This is a genomic window from Winogradskyella sp. SYSU M77433, from assembly GCF_029911945.1.
Classification (GTDB): domain Bacteria; phylum Bacteroidota; class Bacteroidia; order Flavobacteriales; family Flavobacteriaceae; genus Winogradskyella.
On record NZ_JARYTG010000006.1, the window covers coordinates 287117 to 305125 of the forward strand.

Below are 18009 nucleotides of genomic sequence, written 5' to 3' on the forward strand. Positions count from 1 at the left end.
GTGTTTATATTTTTAAGTTGAATTTTAGCCCAACTTCGCTCATTAATGGAGTATTGAAAAAGTTAAGATTATGTCCAGAATTGGTATCAAAAAGTGATGAATAAGGAGATGCTCCTCTGTATTTTGTAAATGTGATGAGGTTATGAGCGTAAAGCCCTATTTCAACTTGTCTGAAAAAATCATAATTACTTTTAGCAAAATCATAAGAAAGCTCAATGGTTTTTAGGTTAAGATAGCTTGCATCCTCAATGGCTTCTTCAGCAACACCACTAAAGCCGTAGCGTACAAAGCGGTTATTTTCAATACCTTCTTCAGGATTATAAAAATCTACAGGAATTGTGTTTGTATTACCTTGAGCATTTACTCCATTAAAAATATAATTTGTAATGTTTCTTTGATCTGCAGATTGTTGTGATGTGCCAAAATAGTTAAGTACATTTTGGGTGCCATTCCATGTATCTCCACCCTTTTGGTAGTCTAACGTGAAATGGAATTTTAATTTCTTCCAGGTAAAATGGTTAGAAAAGCCAAGTGTAAAATCTGGTACAGGATTACCAATAATTTGTTGTTCTGTATCTACAGTTGGGTAGCCATTACTGTCTATAATGATATTGTTTTGAGTATCTCTTGCAAATGCCGTTCCTATAATAACACCAGCAGGTTGGCCAACGATTAAATTTTTAGACACATTTTGAAAACCTGCAATTGGTACACGCTCTTCATTATTGTATAGTTTGGTAACCTTATTTTGGTTTGTCATAAAGCTTAGTCTGCTATTCCAACGCACAGAGCCAAACCTTTTAGAAACATCTAATTGTAGCTCTAGACCTTTATTGGTAATATCTGCAATATTTTGAAGTTGAAATTGATTGCCTTCCAAAACTGGGAATACGCTTCCTTTGGTTTTTGAGCCAAAATAGCTTGCAGTAAAATCCCAATTAACATCCCATAAATAAAAGCCTAAATTGAGATTAAAAGAATAGTCATGTATTTCTTCTAAATCTAAGTCTTCGTTTATAAATAAGTCGATGTTACTAGTGTAACCAAGACTTTCTGAAGGTAATAATTGAAGACTGTTGTGACTTTGATTGTTGTAAAAAAGAGGCATTTCATTTACATCAAAAGCACTTGTTGCGCTTAAGCTTAAACTATTAAAGTCATAGATATCTAAAATATCTGCTAAATCAACTTTTATAATAGATGAAGGTAAAAGCAATTTGTTTTTCTGAATAGAGGAGATATAGGCAGTATTGCTAAATACAATTTTAGAGTGTCTATTGTATTCTAGAGTAACAGACTGATTTGGTCGTAGCACATTTCTATTAATGCGATTAGAAATTTCAGTTGTATTATTTGGATTTGAAAATGTAAAGGCATCAAACCCTTCAGATTCCTTAAAGCTATAATCTAGACGTTCATTTTTAAATCTAGTAACGGAACGTACATCTATTGAAAAATCTCCCAAGTATTTGTCATAGTGTAAGTCTAGCATCGCATTGAAGCTATTGTTTTTTATGGTTTTGTTGCTTAGATAGCCACTTTCAAAACCTACAGTGTTGGTAAACAAACCAAAGTTTTGCTCGTTTTCTGTTGTTTTATAGCTTAGTTGACTTCCTATTGAAAAGTCATCACCAATATTTAAGTCATTTTTTAGGTTGGCTACAAATAAGGTGTTGGCATCATAGTTTTTATTGTTAAACAACCATTCAGGATTGTTATAGTTGGTTGGGCTAAAACTGCGTTGTGTATTGTCTGGTAAAACGCTGCCTTGACCATTATTAAAAGACACAGGTGTTACCCATGAATTTAAAAGGAGGTTATTTCTAAATCCATTAATATTAGGTTGGTTGTTTTTCCAGTTACTATACTTAACAAAGGATTTCCAGCTTAGTTCTTCACTGTTAGGATTAAGGGTTTTAAAGTTTAGTGCGAGATCGTTATTTATTTTTTGTGCTCTACCAAAAATATCTTCAGTGTTTTTCTGACTAAAGTCAAGTCCTGTAGTCCATTCATCTGTATCAATATCAAAATACACATTGGTAAACCTACTAATGGCAGTGTTTAACACGCTATTGTTGTATTGCTTAGAGCTAACGCCATTTCCATTGCCTTGCGTAACCAGTCTGCCGTTGTTGTCGTATATATAATTACTTCCATCAAACTCCAAAGTATTTAGGTTTGGTCCATAAGAAAAGATGTTTCCTGTTTCTGGTCCTAAAAAAGCAATAGATCTATTTTCGGTGGCTCCTTGGCTGTAGGAAGATTGTAACTTTGGTAAGTTACTTTCCTTAACAAACTGAAAGCTTAAGTTAGATTTTACTCCAACCTGAAAATAAATATCTGGATTAAAATAGGTTAGGTTAACATGTTCTGGGTCAAGATGAATATCTTTTATTCTATGCAAAGCATTGTAGTTGTCTTTTTTGTTATAGCTATGCTTTGAATCTGCTATGGAAGGTATTTTAAAACGCTCCTTTTTTTTGTTTTTTAAAGCTTCACTATAAGCGTCAGTTTCAATAGATTTCACTTTTACTCGCTTAACCGCTGTTTTTTGTATGGCTCCGAACATATCAGCTGTCACTGTAATTTCTTTAGGATCCATACCAACATAGCTAATAACTAAAACATCACCTACATTACATTTTATACTGTAATTTCCATCAAAATCGGTTTGTACTCCATTGGTTGTTCCTTTAACAAATATATTTGCTCCAGGCAAAGGCAAGCCGTCTGATGAAGTGGTTAGTGTTCCTGTTACCGTTCCTTCTTGAGCAAAACAGAATACTGGGAATAATATGAGCAATACGAATATTTTGAATGTAATTTTATTCATAATTGTGTGTGTTGGTTGATTTCAAATGTATAATCAACTTCATTGGTTATAAATAAGAAATGAGTAAAGTACCCAAACGAATGAGTAAAGTGTATAAAGCAAAAAAAACTTCACCATTTCTGATGAGGTTTTTATTGTATTTTTCTTAGTACTAGTGGAGCATTCTGCGCCATAACGCTTAGTTGTCCAAATAGACATACTTAAAAAGAGAAGTTACCCGTTGTACATTTTGAAAAAATTCGTCAATTCGAGTGGATTTTACGACTGATAAAGAGTAAAATCAGTATCGAGAATAGAATTTTTTAATTTAAACAAGTTCTCGATACAATTTTAGGTATCTTCAAACAAAATATATTTTGTTTTCGATAATCTCAAAATCACTCGAACTGACGCTTAATTATGATTTTGAAATCAAAATGCACAACGGGTAGAAGTTATAAATATCTAAGAACTTAAATTCATTCGGCATTACAAACCGTACTTTTGGTTACCTTATCCCATATTTACTTAGTAACTTTAGAACTTTAAATACTTTTAACTTTTAAACTAAAAAATATGTCTCATAAAATCACAACCCAATGGAAAGGTGGAATGACCTTTGAATCTGATAACCCAAGCGGAAAAACCGTAATTATGGACACTGATGTCGAAGGGCAAGAACGAAATGGGCTTTCACCAAAGGCTATGATGCTATCCTCATTGGCAGGTTGCTCAGGATTAGATGTTATTTCTATTTTAGATAAAATGAAAGTTGAAATAGATGATTTTAAAATGGAAGTTTCTGGTGAACTTACCGATGAACATCCTAAATATTATCATTCTGTAAAAGTAGATTATCATTTTTACGGAAAAGATTTAAACGAAAGTAAATGTGAAAAAGCAGTAAATCTCTCTGTTGAAAAATACTGTGGAGTTATGGAAATGTTTAGACAGTTTGCTAAAGTTGAAACAGAAATTCATTTTCATTAATTTATAAAAGTTCCCTTTTGGGGAATTTAAGGGGCTATTTTTATGCGCTGGACACTAAAACCAAAACCAGAAACTTCAAAAGTTGAAACTTTAAAAAATGCACTTCAGGTTGATGATGTTGTGGCAACATTATTGTTGCAACGTGGCATCGAAACCTTTGAAGAGGCTAAAACGTTTTTCAGACCAAGTTTTGAGGATTTACACAATCCATACCTCATGAAGGATATGGATAAGGCCGTCACACGCATAGAGCAAGCTATAGCAGAAGGTGAAAACATTTTGGTTTACGGAGATTATGATGTTGATGGTACTACTTCGGTGGCTTTAATGTCTTCCTATTTAAAAACCAGAACGGCAAATGTAGCCACATATATTCCAGATCGCTACGATGAAGGTTATGGGGTGTCTTACCAAGGTATCGATTTTGCAGATGATAATGGTTTTAGCTTAATCATTGCTTTAGACTGTGGTATCAAAGCCATTGAAAAAGTAGCTTATGCTAAAGAAAAAGGCATCGATTTTATCATTTGCGATCACCATAGACCAGGTGATGAAATTCCGGATGCGGTTGCTGTTTTAGATCCAAAACGAGACGATTGCGAATATCCATTTAAAGAACTTTGTGGTTGTGGAGTTGGCTTTAAGTTGGTAACGGCTTTGGCTTCAAATCAAGGACAAACCGTAGAAGATTTAACCGAATATCTTGATTTGGTTGCCACAGCTATTGGTGCTGATATTGTACCTATTGTTGGTGAAAACAGAGCGCTAGCCTACTTTGGTTTAGAGGTGATTAATAGCAATCCAAGACCAGGTATGAAAGCCATAATTGCCGAGGTAAAAAAAGACAAGCTTACCATTACTGATGTGGTGTTTATCATTGCGCCTCGTATAAATGCCGCAGGTCGCATGAAACATGGCAATCATGCCGTAACTTTATTAACCGAAATAGATTTTAATCTTGCAGCAAGTTATGCTGTAGATATCGATCAATTCAATACAGATCGCAGAGAAACCGACCAACAAATTACCGAAGAGGCTTTAGTTCAAATTGAAAAAAACAATGAACAAGAGCGTTTTACAACCGTAGTTTATGACAAAAACTGGCACAAAGGTGTTATTGGTATTGTGGCTTCGCGTTTAACAGAAACTTATTACAGACCAACTCTGGTATTTACAAAAAGTGGCGATAAGTTAGCGGCTTCAGCACGTTCTGTAAAAGGTTTTGATGTGTATAACGCATTAGAAGCTTGTGGTGAATTTATAGAACAATTCGGAGGTCATAAATATGCTGCTGGTTTAACCTTGTTACCAGAAAACTATGAGGCGTTCAAAGCTAAATTTGAAGCTGTTGTAAAGGAAACGGTTGATCCAAAACTTCTAACTCCAGAATTAAAAATCGATTTAGAAATTAATCTCAACCAAATTGATGATAAATTAATGCGGATTATTCGTCAGTTTGCTCCATTTGGACCAGGAAATATGACACCAGTCTTTATGACTCAAGGCATTCAAGATACAGGTTGGGGAAAATGTGTTGGTGAAGGAGATAAACATTTACGTTTTACAGGAATGCAAGCCAACAGTAATTCTATAGTGTGCATTGGTTTTGGTCTTGGCGATAAATTAGAATTGATAAAAGACAAAAAACCATTTGATGCTGCGTACACTATAGATGAAAATCATTGGAATGGTAATGTTAGCTTACAGTTAAAATTAAAGGATATTAAAGCATAAGATTTTGGCAAAAACAGATCCGTACGCAGCACTCCGCTTTAAAGAATTCAACATCTTTCTTTTAGTAAGATTTGCCTTGGTTTTTGGTTGGTCTATGCAATTTGTGGTTATAGAATGGCAAGTGTATTCTTTAACTAATGACGAACTAAGCCTTGGAATTATTGGGCTTTGCGAATTCCTTCCAGCATTCTTTCTAGCACCTTTTGCAGGTCATATTGTGGACAGAAAAGAGAAACGTAATCTTTTCACAGTTTGTATCGCCTTATTTTCTTTAATAAGCTTTGGCTTGTTTTGGTTAACTTCTGAAAATGTTGAAGCCTCTTGGGAAACCAAAAGTATTTTAATAGGCATTTACGGTTTAGTCTTTTTTGGAGGAGTCTTAAGAGCCTTTTTTGGACCAACTATTTTTTCATTAATTGCTCTGATAGTTCCGAAATCAGCTTACCCAAATGCTGCAACTTGGAGTAGTAGCACATGGAAAGGAGCTGCTGTTTTTGGTGCATTATGTGGTGGTTTTCTTATTGCATGGATAGGAGTGCATTACACGCTAGGAATTATTTTTGGGTTAGTGATGTTGGCTTTGGTGTTGGTTTTTCAAATTGGTAAAAAACCGATTTTAAACAAAGCTACCAACGAATCCATGAAAGAAAGTTTAATATCTGGAATCAAGTTTGTGTTTAATGACAAAGTGATTTTAGGTGCACTAACTTTAGACATGGTTGCCGTATTATTTGGTGGAGCGGTTGCTATTTTTGCTGTCTTTGCAAAAGATGTTTTAGATGCAGGACCTAAAGGCTTCGGAATTTTGAATGCCGCATTATCATCTGGAAGTATTATTACCATGGTAGCCACAACCTATATTCCAATTACAAAGAATACAGGTAAAAAACTGTTGACAGCCGTTTTTGGATTTGGTGTGTTTATGATCATTTTTGGGGCTTCAAAACTAATGTGGCTTAGTGTTATTGCTTTATTTTGTTCTGGTGTGTTTGATGGTATTTCTATGGTAGTTCGCCAAACCATTCTTCAACTTAAAACTCCAGACCATATGCGAGGACGTGTAGGTGCTGTAAACTCTATGTTTGTGGGTTCTTCTAACGAACTTGGTGCGGTTGAAAGCGGTGTTGCAGCAAGAATATTTGGTGCTCCTTTGGCTGTTGTTCTTGGCGGTTCGGTAACGTTACTAGTTGTAGCTATAATGAGCTTGAAAAATAAACCACTTCGCGAACTCGATTTACAACAAGATGTTGAGGAGCATTACGATGAAGTAAAAAACTAGTATTCCTTCAACTCAAAAGTTTCTCCATCAAAAACGCCATAAGTGTAATATTGAATCCAATCTCCTAGATTAATGTATTTTGAGCTGTCATTGAGCTCAATATCTAAAGGCAAATGTCTGTGACCGAAAATAAAATAGTCGCGATGCTTTTCTTCGAGTTTACGTTTGCAATAAACGACTAACCATTCTTTGTCTTCACCTAGAAATTTAGCATCATCATCACCAGAAATCAGCTTATTTTTTACTGAAAAGTATTGCGCGATTCTTACACCAATATCTGGATGTAACCATCTAAACAACCATTGAAAGAAAGGATTGGTAAAAACTTTCTTCATGCGTTTATAGCCTTTATCTTCTGGACCCAAACCATCTCCATGACCAATAAAAAAAGAGGTGTTATTGAAAGTAAATTCTTGTGGTTTATGAAAAACAGGAATATTCAATTCGTCTTCAAAATAACCATTCATCCACAAATCGTGATTACCAACAAAAAAATAAATTGGAATTCCTGAATCCGTGATTTCTGCCAATTTACCCAAAGTTCTGGTAAAACCTTTTGGGATAACGGTTTTGTATTCAAACCAAAAATCAAATAAATCTCCCATCAAAAAAATGGCAGCAGCATCTTTTTTAACTTCGTCTAACCAAGCCACAAACTTTTTTTCACGAGGTCTGGACTTGTCACTCGTAGGAGCGCCAAGATGATTATCTGAAGCAAAGTATATTTTTTTGCCTTTCGGGATTTCTATGTGATGATTTTTACTCATTATCAGAAGCGTACCATTCTGCAAAGCTGGTTGCTGTCTCTTGAAGTTTTAAGGAGTGTAATTTAATATTGTCTGGTAAACGTTCTTTTATTTTCTCAGCAAAGTCAATCACCATCATTTCACTTGTAGGCTGATAATCTACCAGTAAAACATTGTGACCTCTGTCTTGTAACTCTTTTGCCAATTCTACATGAGGTGTGTTTTTGTTAAAGACAGTGGCGTGGTCAAAAACATCTACGATTTCCTCTTTTACAATTTTCTTTAGATCACCAAAATCGATGACCATCCCAAACTTTACATTGCTGTTGTCTGAAATTGGTGTACCAATAACCGTAACGTCCAAACGGTAACTGTGCCCATGTACATTTTTGCATTTACCATCGTAGCCATAAAGTGCATGACCAGTTTCAAAAGAGAATTGTTTTGTAATTCGGATTTTACTCATTCTAATAAAATAATACTGCAAAGATATTATAAATGTAAAACGAAAGGGATTTTAGATTACATTTGCGCACTTTTTTAGAGATTTATAATGAAAAAACACTTCTTTTTTTAGACTAAATTGGAAAGTCTATTTGAATCTATTCCGTTTTCAGAAAACCCTCTGTACGAGAATATTATAACAGATCTTACATCTAAACAATTTAGCATTATAGATAACTTTTTTACGAGTGAAGAGGTTTTGGCTTTGCGTCAATCATTATTAGATAAATACGAAGAGGACGCTTTCAAAAAATCTGCAATTGGTAATAGAACCAATGAGGTTATAAAAAAGGCTATTCGTGGTGATATTATTCTTTGGATTGATGAAAATAACATCAATCTGTCTGAACAGTTATTTTTCAATAAAATTAATGACCTCAAGGATTATTTAAATAGAACTTGCTTTTTGGGTATTAACCAAAAGGAATTCCATTATGCTATCTATCCTGAAGGGACATTTTACAAGCGACACTTAGATACGTTTCAAAATGATGACAGACGAAAACTTTCTTTTGTTTGTTACCTTAATGAAGAAAACTGGAAACCAGAAAATGGTGGCGAACTCGTATTGTATTTAGAAAAAGGAGAAGAAGTTGTTTATCCTTTTCCTGGTAAAGTTGTCATTTTTGAAAGCCAAATTCTAGAGCATGAAGTAAAACCTGTTAACACTCCAAGATTGAGTATAACAGGTTGGCTAAAAACACGATAGTTATCGACGTTTACGATTGTAGAAATAGGCTACGACAAGCACTATACCTAAAATTAAAAACAAGCCGTTTCCACCTAAAAATCTAAGTATATCCATGGGTTAGTCTTTTATTCTGTTTTTGTTATATCTGTAAATGGCGTATGCTATAATTACAAGTACTACAAAAGGTAATAGAGTCCCTATAAACACTCCAATACTGTAACTGTCATCTGGAGCATCTTTAAGTTTTTGTTCTATATCTACTTCTTGAAGTAAGGTAATAAGCAAATGCATGAGATTTGTTTTAAACGTCAAATTTAAAGGTTTTCGGCAAGAGGTTTAAAAGTTTTTCTAAATTTTATGATAAGCGGTAAGCCACGTGCAATTATCCATAGTGTAAAGGCAATAAATACTCCATGAAGTTTATAATCGAAATAATCTAAAGCAAGTATTACTGGTGTAAAAACCAAAAGTGATGAGAACAATAAGACGTCTCTTAGATATTTCATTTCGCCAAGACCTTTAAAAACACCATCAAATATAAACGCTAAAGCACACAAGGGCTGCATGGCTAAAACAATCCAAAAGACCTTATAAAATTCGTGTAACACTTCAGGATCGTTACTAAAAATGTTGCCAATAGGATAATAGAGTATTCCACCAATAACGGCTATAATGATTCCGACCACAATGCCGTATTTTATAAGTTTATCACTGAGGTCAATAAGATTTTTGTAGTCTTTAGCACCAAGTAATTTTCCCGATAAAATATTACCAGCACTAGCATAACCGTCAATAAGAAAAGCACCCAAAAACCAAAGGTTAATCGCGATGGTATAAGCGGCAATATAGTTTTCTCCATATTTGGTAGCAAAACTTGTGGCCAGATATAACGCTAAATTCAATGCTAATGTTCTTATAAACAAATTAGCAATCATTAATAGAAAACGTTTTATTTCTGGATTAAATGGAAACTTTACAAGTAACGGAATATCAGTTTTCTTCAAAATATATACAGCCGAAAGCACAGCCATAATAATTTGTGCTAAAACACTTGCATAAGCTGCACCTTCAATATTGTAAGCAGGAATAAGACCTTCAATACCATACACCAGAATAACATCGAGAATGATGTTGGCTAAAGCCCCTACAATAGCAATTATCATAGGATAGAAGGTGTTTTGTAAGCCTCTAAACGTTCCGAAGACAGCAATGGTAAATAAAGTAAAAGGAAATCCAAACACACGAATGCGATAATAGTCTACACAAAAGTTAAGAATATCTTCTGAAGCATTATAAAGCTTAAATATCTGAGTAGCTAAAGGATAAGTTACCGCAATTATAATAAGGCTCAAAGAGGTGATAATAAAAATGGCTTGTGCAGGCAGGTTTTTTACCTCGTCAATTTTTCCTGCTCCGAGATATTGTGATACAATAGAAGAAATAGCACTACGTGTCTGTCCTAAAACCCAAATAAGCATCGAAAAAAACGTGCCTACAATACCAACAGCAGCTAAAGATACAGTAGCATTTTTATCCATATTACCAATGATAGCAGCATCTGTCAATGATAAAATAGGTTCAGCCACACCAGAAATTAAAGCTGGTATGGCAAGTTTATTAATGTGCTGTAATGTAATTTTTGTACTCAAAGTATTAGCTCATAACAATGAAAAGGAAATTCACTTTGTTTTGGAAAATAAACATCTCCTAATCGTTTGTAGCCGCGAATTTCGTAAAACTTTTGGTTTCTTTTGTTCTGTGAAAATGTGTCTAATCTTATAGAGCTATAATTGTTTTCTATAGCATAATTTTCGGCAAAGCTCATAAGTTGCTGTGCGTAACCTTTACCTTGAAGTCTTGGGTGTACTGCCAATCGGTGGATGTAAACATTGTTTTCGTTTTTTGTCAACCAATTTATAGGTTGGTATTCTTCATCCATAAGAGTTGAAATCACAATGCAACCTTTGATTTCATTATCAACTTCTAAAACAAAAAGTTCGTTTCTAGCTACGTCATTTTCAAAAGCCAATCGGTTAGGGTAGTGTTCATTCCATTGAAAAATACCATGTTCTATCATGTAGGCTCCACATGCTTTGGTGATGTTTAGGATGGCGTCAATATCTTCTTTTACTGCTTTTCGAATCATTAATTATGCTTACTTTTGTTTAAATTTCACTGTAATGAAAACAATACTTGTTCCTGTTGGATCTTCAAAAAATGCAAAATCACATTTACAATATGCCGTTGATTTTGCTCAAGCTTTTGGTGCTAAAGTTTACGTTGTTCAAATATATAATGTTTACACTAAAGCTGGGACAATGATAAAAGTAGACCATATACTAGAACGAGAATCTCAAGCTTTTTTAGAAGCGCATATTGCCTCAATTAATACAAGAGGAGTTGAGGTTGTTGCTAAAACTTTCAAAGGGAAGTTAATAGATACTTTAGAGAAGGTTTGTAATGCTTTGGATGTGGATTTAATTATTTTGGAACCTAGAACCAATTCTATAAAAGATGAGGTTTATTTAGGAAAAACGTCTGGAAAGATTATAAAGCGTACACAAATACCAGCTTTAATTGTTCCTGAAGGTTATGTATATAAGCCTATTGTAAAGATATTACTGGCTGTAAAATCGGCTATCATTAGAAAAGAAGGAGTATTAAAACCTTTACAGTCTATAAAAAATCAGTTTAAAGCAGTCGTTAATATTCTGTTGGTGAAAACATCATATCATATTGAAGCTGATTTTAAACTTAATGATGATTTGGTAGGCATGATTACTAATACCACTGTTGCAGAGAGTCCTTCAACTTTTCAAGCAGTGTTAGAGCATTACAAATCTAATTCGCCAGATTTATTATGTGTGGTAAGACGAAAAAGAGGATTTTTCACCAAATTATGGGAAAATGATACTATCTTGAAAAAAGATTTTCACAGTTCTACCTTACCTGTTCTGGTGTTGAGTGGACTTAAATAAAATTTGGGGCATTAGCTCAGCTGGCTAGAGCGCTACGCTGGCAGCGTAGAGGTCATCGGTTCGACTCCGATATGCTCCACAACTATTTTAAAGCTTTAGACTTATTATGTCTAAGGCTTTTTTATTTATCACCGAATTAAATTGTTCAAAATAAATAGGGAACATTATTTTTATGACTTATCTTCTTAACAAACATTATGATTGTTAAATGCCTTATGTAGTTATTATTTAGTATGTTCGCAGCTGTTTAATGCCCCTTACATGAACAAGCCCTTACTAATTATCTATTTTTTGGCGACCTCCCTATTCGCTCAAAAAACATCTTTCGATCCTGAAACCTCTGAAAAAGAGTTATTTGAATACGCTGAGTACGTAGAAGCTTATGACAAAGTGCTGTCAATTGACGAAGTTTTAGCTAGTGATACACTCAATTACAAAAAGTTAGAATCTGCAAATCATGACCTTGGTTTTACTTCAGAAAACTATTGGGTAAGATTTAAATTAGAAAATTCTTCAAATCACGATAAGCTTTATTTCTTACAAACCGCAAGAGCTATTACCGATGTTGCAAATCTTTATCAGATAGGTGACAAAATTTTAGAACACAAAAGTGGTGATCAAATTAATTTTAGTGACAGAGATGTGAGTCACAGGGAAACGGTTTTTAAGATTATTCTTCCTGCAAATACTGTACAGCAGTTTTACATGGAATTATCTAGTGATGGTGAAACCATAAATATCCCTTTAAACCTCTATGATGGAGTTTCCTTTTTTCTAAGTAATTATAGACAGCAATTGTTTTTGGGTCTGTTTTATGGAGTTTTGTTTTTGGCAGGATTAGTATATCTCTTTTTCTACGGTAGTCTTAAGAGAAAGTCATTTTTATACTATAGTTTTTATGTGTTTTCCATTGCTTTAATGCAAGCCGCTTTAGATGGTTTTATATATCAATATGTTTTTCCTTCAGGTGGTTACATTAATAGTAGAATGGTGCTTATAGCAGCACTACTTTCTAATTTTTTCTTACTAAAATATTGTGAGTACTTTTTAAATATAAAAGTCAACCTTAAGGGTTTTATGAAAGCTTACAATGTTGTTTATGGTATTATAGTAGTGTCGTTTGTAATGCTCTTTATTAGTCCAAAAACTTTTGAACTAAGTTACCCTTTAAGTAACCTTAATGGGCTTATAAGCTTGCTACTTATTCTCACTACGGTGTTTACCATGAGGTTCAAAAAAATAAAGATTGACCGTTATTTTTCTCTTGGAATATTATTCTTGGTGGTTGGACTTTTAGGTTTTGTAATGAATAATTTAGGACTATTGCCAAGTAATTTTTACACGTTGAATAGTTCTAAGTTTGGATCTGGTTTAGAGGTAGTGTTCTTATCACTTTCCATGACCAATTTAATAAAGCGATTAAGACAAGATAATGAGAAAGCACAAAAATTAGCTTTAAAAAGATCAGAAGAGATTAGTGAACTGAAAACGTATTTCATGTCTAACATGAGTCACGAGCTACGGACACCTATTAATGCCATTATGGGAATAGTAGAAGCCGAGCTAGGAAATGGTGATAATAGTATTGAAGATCGAAAGAAATATCAAACGATTAGAAATGCAAGTATAAGTCTTTTGAGTAATGTCAACGATGTCTTAGATTTTGAAAAAATAGAAAAGAACGAATTGCAATTGCGAAATGAAGATTTCAACCCATCACTAATCCTAAACCAGATTAGTGAAAACTGGAAGTTGGAAGCGCAAAATAAAGGTCTAGCTTACAATTTTGAAATGGATACCGATATACCAGCCAAGGTTTCTGGTGACGCTGATAGATTTGTACAGATTATCAATAACGTATTAAGTAATGCTGTAAAGTTTACTAATAGCGGTCAGGTAGTAATGAAGCTGAAATGTATAGACCGACCAGATAATGTATCTGAATTTTCATTTCAAATATCTGATACAGGTGTTGGAATGAATGAAGAAGATAAGGATGATGTATTTAATAGTTTTAACCAGATGCGTTTGAATCACAAACGTCAATTTGGTGGTATTGGTTTAGGTTTAACCATAGCAAAACATTTGGTTACTCTTTTTGGCGGTAAAATCAATATTGAAAGTAAAGTAGACGATGGTACGGATGTCTTTATAGAAATACCTTTAACTCAAGTTGCTGATAACAAAACTAGAGACATCGAAAACCATGTTGTCTTCGAAAAGCAAATGCATATTTTAGTTGTTGAGGATAATAAACTGAACCAAATGGTAATGCGCCAGTTGTTGAAAGGGTTAGACAATGTATCCTTTACCGTTGTTAAAAATGGAGTAGAAGCTATCGATGCATTGAAAAAGGAAGTTTATAACGTTGTTTTAATGGATCTGCAGATGCCGATTATGGATGGTTATGAAGCTACGAAACTAATTAGAAGTGGCGAATTAGGTCAAGCCATAGGAAAGATACCAATTATTGCAGTTACAGCGGATGCCATGCAAGAAACAAGACAACGCGTTATGGATTTGGGTATGAATGATTACATGACCAAACCCGTTAAAAAAGAAACACTTCTAAATAAAATAAAGCGTTGTTGCGATATCGAACTTAGTGTCGCTTAAGTATGATTTTTAGGAATTTAAAAACGTAATGATTTCGGCAACAACTTTTTGTAATTCTATTGATAATTCATCCTTCTGCCATGGATGCGAAGTATTAAAAACATGATTGGCGCCTTCAATAATTTTTAATTGACTTTTGGGATTCCATCTGTGTAGAGCTTCTGATTCTTCCAATTTTACTGAGGTGTCATCAGAACCATGAATCACTAAATGAGGAATATTAATCGACTTTGTGGCTTTTCTAATATTTAGTCGTTCTTCATTGGCTTTAAAATCTTCAAAAAATTGAAAAAAGTGTGGCATTTCTTGTTTAGTTCTACCATTGATCACATATTTTACACCATCTTTCTGCCATTTTTCAATATCGCTTTCAGAACCAAAACGTGAAGCATAGTCACTAACGCTGGCTAAGGATACCAACTTTGATATTCTATGGTCTTCAGAAGCTTTTAAAATGGTAATGCCACCACCTCGACTATGTCCAATTAATGAAATCTCGTTGATGTTTACTTTAGAGTCATTTTTGAAATGTTTTTGAATCCAATCTAGAACATCATTTAAATCATCTAATTCTTTGGTATAGTTGTTATGACCAAAAGCCTCAAGATCTGGAAAATCTATTGGGTTTTCCATAGTGCCTCCGTTATGCGAAAAATTGAATTTCAAAAAACAAAAACCCTTATCAGTTATAGCTTTAGCCATTAAATCCCAAGCTCCCCAATCTTTAAAGCCTTTATAACCATGGCAAAAAATAACGATTGGCTGATTTGTGTTTTTCTGATTATGGAATAGGTCTAAAAGAATGGGTTTCTTGTTAGTTCTTTCCATAACTATGTTTTTCTCAATAATCATTGGTCTAGTTCTTTTTCTATGAAGTCAACATCTGGATTACAGATTTCTATAATTAGATTTTTCAATTCTGTTTCAAAATTTTGAAGCGTTTCTTGAGAGATGAGTTGATCTTTTGTTCTACTAAAAGGAGTTGGTTTTTTTCCAAATTTCAAAAAGCCTTCTCCAAGATTTTTAAAAGATATTATACCACCTTCAATCGGTAATTGAATCTTATTATTTTGATGCATCATATACGCATAGCATAACACTTGAAATGATTTGCTATACTTGTCGTAATCTGTTGTAAGGTCTTCCCAATCTACAATTTCAACTTTGTTTTGCTCAACTTTTCCAGATTTGTAATCGATCACTCTTGTGATGCCATTAAACTCGTCTATTCGGTCTACTTTTCCTGTTAATTTAACCGGAAAATTTAATTCGTCAATTTTAATTTGAACATTTTCATCAGCTTCAATAACTAGAATTTTAATTTGGTTTCCAGCCTTAAGAATTTCAATTTCTAAATTAATAAAGTTGGAAATGTATCTCTGTGCAATTTCGAATATGATAAGGTTTTTTCCTTTTGAAAAATCTCCTTGATTATAAATTAACTTGAAGTGTTTGGTAACCGTTTCTTTTGTTTTTTCTTTAAATGAGTTGAGGTCTTCAATTGTTAAAAATTTTCCTTCAAGAGGTTTATAAAAATCTTCAAGAGTGTTATGAATTACAGAACCTAATGTGTTTGCAGCAATGTTCTCTTCTACGTCTTCAAACTCTTTAATCCCTAAAACCTTTTCATAATAAAAGGCTATAGGATTTCTAATGTAATTGGTAAGAGATGATGGAGAAAAGCCTTTTGCAGACAGCGCTTTTAATTTCTCAATAACAGCATTGTTTTTTGCAATTTGTTTTAAGCTATTGTTTACAACAGGAACCGATGGCGAGGCAATTTTATGTTTTATGTTATGAATGCCTTCAATATCTAATTGCGTAATAAATCTACTTTTTTCACCTCCTTTTAGTGCATCAATTTCGGTATTGTAGAGTATGTAAACATTTTTTGCGCGCTGTAAAAGTCTATAAAAATGGTAGGTATATACAGCGTCTTTTTCTTTATAGGTTGGTAGGTTGTTTTCAACCTTTACATCAAAAGGAATAAAGGAATTATTTGTTTTTCCAGATGGCAAAATGCCTTCATTAACCGAACTTATAATGATGGTTTCAAAATCTAAAACACGAGATTCTAACATTCCCATAATTTGTAAACCTTCTAAGGGTTCTCCTTTAAAGTCTAAAGTTTCAGAACTTAGTAATTCTTTAAAAATGGTATGTAAGGTTGCAACAGTTTTTAAATGTTTGTACGTACTATTTAATTCAGTTAACTGATTAAATAATTGATTGAATCGGTAAAGGTATTCTAATTCAAGTTTATTGGAATTTTCAGTATAGTTTGCCTTCATCTTATAAATAAGATTTGAGCAATTTTTTAAAGCAATAAGTGCATTATCTACCCACGAATTGAATAAAAAACCTAGCAAATCAACGTGAAATTTAGCTAACTTTTTTAATTGTTCTGAATCTGCATAAACAATATTGTTTTTTTGAATATGGGCAATAATTTCATCAGCTGTGTTACGATTTTCATGCTGAAATAGTCCATGAATAGATGGGTGAGAAAGTATGGCAACAATATCTTTATAATAGAAGTTTTTAGGGTTGTGTTTATGAATCGAAAATAACTTTTCAAATAATGACGCAATTGGTGTAAACTTTAAAGGTAAACCCATAGTAACATTTAAAGCCTTAACACTTTCCGGAATTGAGTTAAGAACAGGTACTAAAAGATTTTCTTCTCCTAATATGACGGCTGTTTTAGTAAGATTTTCATTTGTTTGGCTAAGATGTTCTAAAAGCTGCCCAATATATTTTGCCTGTCCAACAAGTTTAGGAACACCAATGACCTCAATGTTTTTTTGTGCTTTGTAATGCGATGTTATCCAATTGAAAGAATGATTTTTAAAGTATTTCCATTGTGCTTTATGAACTCTTGTGAAAATCCCTGCATCATGTATGGGATCATTTATAAAAGTACTGTCAATATCCCAATAGATATTAGCTAAATCACTTTGTAGTAATCCTTGGATAATTTGTGATTCAGATTCATTGAGTGCATTAAAACCAAGAAAAATATGTTGTACTTCGCTATTGTTTTCAATGTAGATTTCTAGGTTATCTACAGCTTCTCTGTAAATTAAACCTTGATAACCTTGTTTGTTTTCAAGAAGGGTCTCGGTATAGGCTAAATAGTAATCTTTTAAACGCTTCCAGAACATAAGATGACGTTTTACGATATCAGTTTGCTCTTTTTCTACCGACCAATGATCTAGCTCTTTTATAGCACTTAAATAATCAAAAATCTTTTCTTGAGGGATTAAGTAACGATCTATTTCATTAAAGTCTTGAAGTAATATTTGTCCCCATTTAGAAAAACTGTCAAATGGTTCTAAATCTTTTTCACTTGTAGTTTTTTTGTAAACATCGAATAAAATGAAAAGTAGATCAGTATTGGGTATGTTTTTTAATCCAGATAATTCCTCTACAAATTCTTCTATACTCAGAATTTTTGGTGCAAAAACATGCTGTTGAATTATTTGGGATAGATGATGTTTTAAAAATACACCAGCACGTTTACTGGGAAGTATAAAAACAAAATCTTCAACGTTTTCATTTTTACGTTGAAGATCTAATAATACTGATTGTATAAAACTTACCATTATATAAAAATAAAAAACGCTCCGAAACTCGGAGCGTTTTTCAAAATATATTTT

General features: G+C 33.3%; 14 protein-coding genes and 1 tRNA gene. 7 read left to right on the forward strand and 8 right to left on the reverse strand.

Annotated elements, in window-relative coordinates:
* Positions 1-4 precede the first annotated feature (4 nt).
* Positions 5-2833 carry a carboxypeptidase-like regulatory domain-containing protein gene (locus QGM60_RS13815; RefSeq protein WP_281140834.1) on the reverse strand — a complete coding sequence of 943 codons (2829 nt, stop codon included), beginning with the start codon at positions 2831-2833 and terminating at the stop codon, positions 5-7.
* Between the two features lie 555 nt (positions 2834-3388).
* Here QGM60_RS13815 and QGM60_RS13820 point away from each other — a divergent pair.
* Genes QGM60_RS13820 through QGM60_RS13830 form a run of 3 tightly spaced genes read left to right on the forward strand, consistent with a single transcriptional unit; the run spans position 3389 to position 6815 of the window.
* Complete coding sequence (locus QGM60_RS13820) at positions 3389-3802, forward strand: OsmC family protein (protein ID WP_281140835.1); 414 nt, start codon at positions 3389-3391, stop codon at positions 3800-3802.
* Between the two features lie 42 nt (positions 3803-3844).
* Entirely contained in the window at positions 3845-5536 is a 1692-nt protein-coding gene (recJ, locus tag QGM60_RS13825; RefSeq protein WP_281140836.1) for a single-stranded-DNA-specific exonuclease RecJ, read from the forward strand.
* A gap of 4 nt (positions 5537-5540) precedes the next feature.
* Positions 5541-6815 (forward strand): MFS transporter, encoded by a 1275-nt coding sequence (locus QGM60_RS13830; RefSeq protein WP_281140837.1) that lies wholly within the window; start codon positions 5541-5543, stop codon positions 6813-6815.
* Here QGM60_RS13830 and QGM60_RS13835 read toward each other — a convergent pair.
* Together QGM60_RS13835 and QGM60_RS13840 are read right to left on the reverse strand one after the other, a co-directional pair.
* Entirely contained in the window at positions 6812-7564 is a 753-nt protein-coding gene (locus QGM60_RS13835) for a UDP-2,3-diacylglucosamine diphosphatase (protein WP_281140868.1), read from the reverse strand. The genes QGM60_RS13830 and QGM60_RS13835 overlap by 4 nt on opposite strands.
* Positions 7565-7574: 10 nt before the next feature.
* Positions 7575-8027: a 6-carboxytetrahydropterin synthase gene (locus QGM60_RS13840; protein WP_281140838.1), complete on the reverse strand. Its 453-nt coding sequence runs from the start codon at positions 8025-8027 to the stop codon at positions 7575-7577.
* Between the two features lie 117 nt (positions 8028-8144).
* Here QGM60_RS13840 and QGM60_RS13845 point away from each other — a divergent pair, with 117 nt between their 5' ends.
* Positions 8145-8774, forward strand: a complete 630-nt coding sequence (locus QGM60_RS13845; RefSeq protein ID WP_281140839.1) for a 2OG-Fe(II) oxygenase — start codon at positions 8145-8147, stop codon at positions 8772-8774.
* A gap of 99 nt (positions 8775-8873) precedes the next feature.
* Here the strand turns inward: QGM60_RS13845 and QGM60_RS13850 are convergent, their stop codons facing one another.
* From QGM60_RS13850 to QGM60_RS13860, 3 genes are read right to left on the reverse strand one after another with little or no spacing between them, the layout of a single operon-like run.
* Positions 8874-9047 carry a hypothetical protein gene (locus QGM60_RS13850; protein ID WP_281140840.1) on the reverse strand — a complete coding sequence of 58 codons (174 nt, stop codon included), beginning with the start codon at positions 9045-9047 and terminating at the stop codon, positions 8874-8876.
* A 23-nt stretch (positions 9048-9070) separates the two neighbouring features.
* Positions 9071-10405, reverse strand: a complete 1335-nt coding sequence (locus tag QGM60_RS13855; RefSeq protein WP_281140841.1) for an MATE family efflux transporter — start codon at positions 10403-10405, stop codon at positions 9071-9073.
* Positions 10402-10902: a GNAT family N-acetyltransferase gene (locus tag QGM60_RS13860; RefSeq protein WP_281140842.1), complete on the reverse strand. Its 501-nt coding sequence runs from the start codon at positions 10900-10902 to the stop codon at positions 10402-10404. The genes QGM60_RS13855 and QGM60_RS13860 overlap by 4 nt, the downstream gene beginning before the upstream one ends.
* Positions 10903-10936: 34 nt before the next feature.
* Between QGM60_RS13860 and QGM60_RS13865 the strand changes: the two genes are divergently transcribed.
* The 3 genes from QGM60_RS13865 (at position 10937) to QGM60_RS13875 (ending at position 14350) form a co-directional block, all read left to right on the forward strand.
* A complete protein-coding gene (locus tag QGM60_RS13865; protein ID WP_281140843.1) occupies positions 10937-11734 on the forward strand; it encodes a universal stress protein in 798 nt (265 codons plus the stop codon).
* 5 nt (positions 11735-11739) lie between these two features.
* Positions 11740-11813, forward strand: a tRNA-Ala gene (locus QGM60_RS13870).
* A gap of 182 nt (positions 11814-11995) precedes the next feature.
* Positions 11996-14350: a hybrid sensor histidine kinase/response regulator gene (locus QGM60_RS13875; protein WP_281140844.1), complete on the forward strand. Its 2355-nt coding sequence runs from the start codon at positions 11996-11998 to the stop codon at positions 14348-14350.
* A 9-nt stretch (positions 14351-14359) separates the two neighbouring features.
* Here QGM60_RS13875 and QGM60_RS13880 read toward each other — a convergent pair whose 3' ends face one another.
* Positions 14360-15178 (reverse strand): alpha/beta fold hydrolase, encoded by an 819-nt coding sequence (locus QGM60_RS13880; RefSeq protein ID WP_348634909.1) that lies wholly within the window; start codon positions 15176-15178, stop codon positions 14360-14362.
* A 20-nt stretch (positions 15179-15198) separates the two neighbouring features.
* The gene (locus QGM60_RS13885; RefSeq protein WP_281140846.1) at positions 15199-17955 is read right to left on the reverse strand and encodes a PD-(D/E)XK nuclease family protein; all 2757 of its coding nucleotides are present in this window, start codon (positions 17953-17955) and stop codon (positions 15199-15201) included.
* Between the last annotated feature and the right edge of the window lie 54 nt (positions 17956-18009).

Coding starts and splice junctions, on each gene's coding strand:
- QGM60_RS13815 (WP_281140834.1), bottom strand. CDS start 2,833: ATGAATAAAATTACATTCAAAATATTCGTATTGCTCATATTATTCCCA.
- QGM60_RS13820 (WP_281140835.1), top strand. CDS start 3,389: ATGTCTCATAAAATCACAACCCAATGGAAAGGTGGAATGACCTTTGAA.
- recJ (WP_281140836.1), top strand. CDS start 3,845: ATGCGCTGGACACTAAAACCAAAACCAGAAACTTCAAAAGTTGAAACT.
- QGM60_RS13840 (WP_281140838.1), bottom strand. CDS start 8,027: ATGAGTAAAATCCGAATTACAAAACAATTCTCTTTTGAAACTGGTCAT.
- QGM60_RS13850 (WP_281140840.1), bottom strand. CDS start 9,047: ATGCATTTGCTTATTACCTTACTTCAAGAAGTAGATATAGAACAAAAA.
- QGM60_RS13860 (WP_281140842.1), bottom strand. CDS start 10,902: ATGATTCGAAAAGCAGTAAAAGAAGATATTGACGCCATCCTAAACATC.
- QGM60_RS13865 (WP_281140843.1), top strand. CDS start 10,937: ATGAAAACAATACTTGTTCCTGTTGGATCTTCAAAAAATGCAAAATCA.
- QGM60_RS13875 (WP_281140844.1), top strand. CDS start 11,996: ATGAACAAGCCCTTACTAATTATCTATTTTTTGGCGACCTCCCTATTC.
- QGM60_RS13880 (WP_348634909.1), bottom strand. CDS start 15,178: ATGGAAAGAACTAACAAGAAACCCATTCTTTTAGACCTATTCCATAAT.
- QGM60_RS13885 (WP_281140846.1), bottom strand. CDS start 17,955: ATGGTAAGTTTTATACAATCAGTATTATTAGATCTTCAACGTAAAAAT.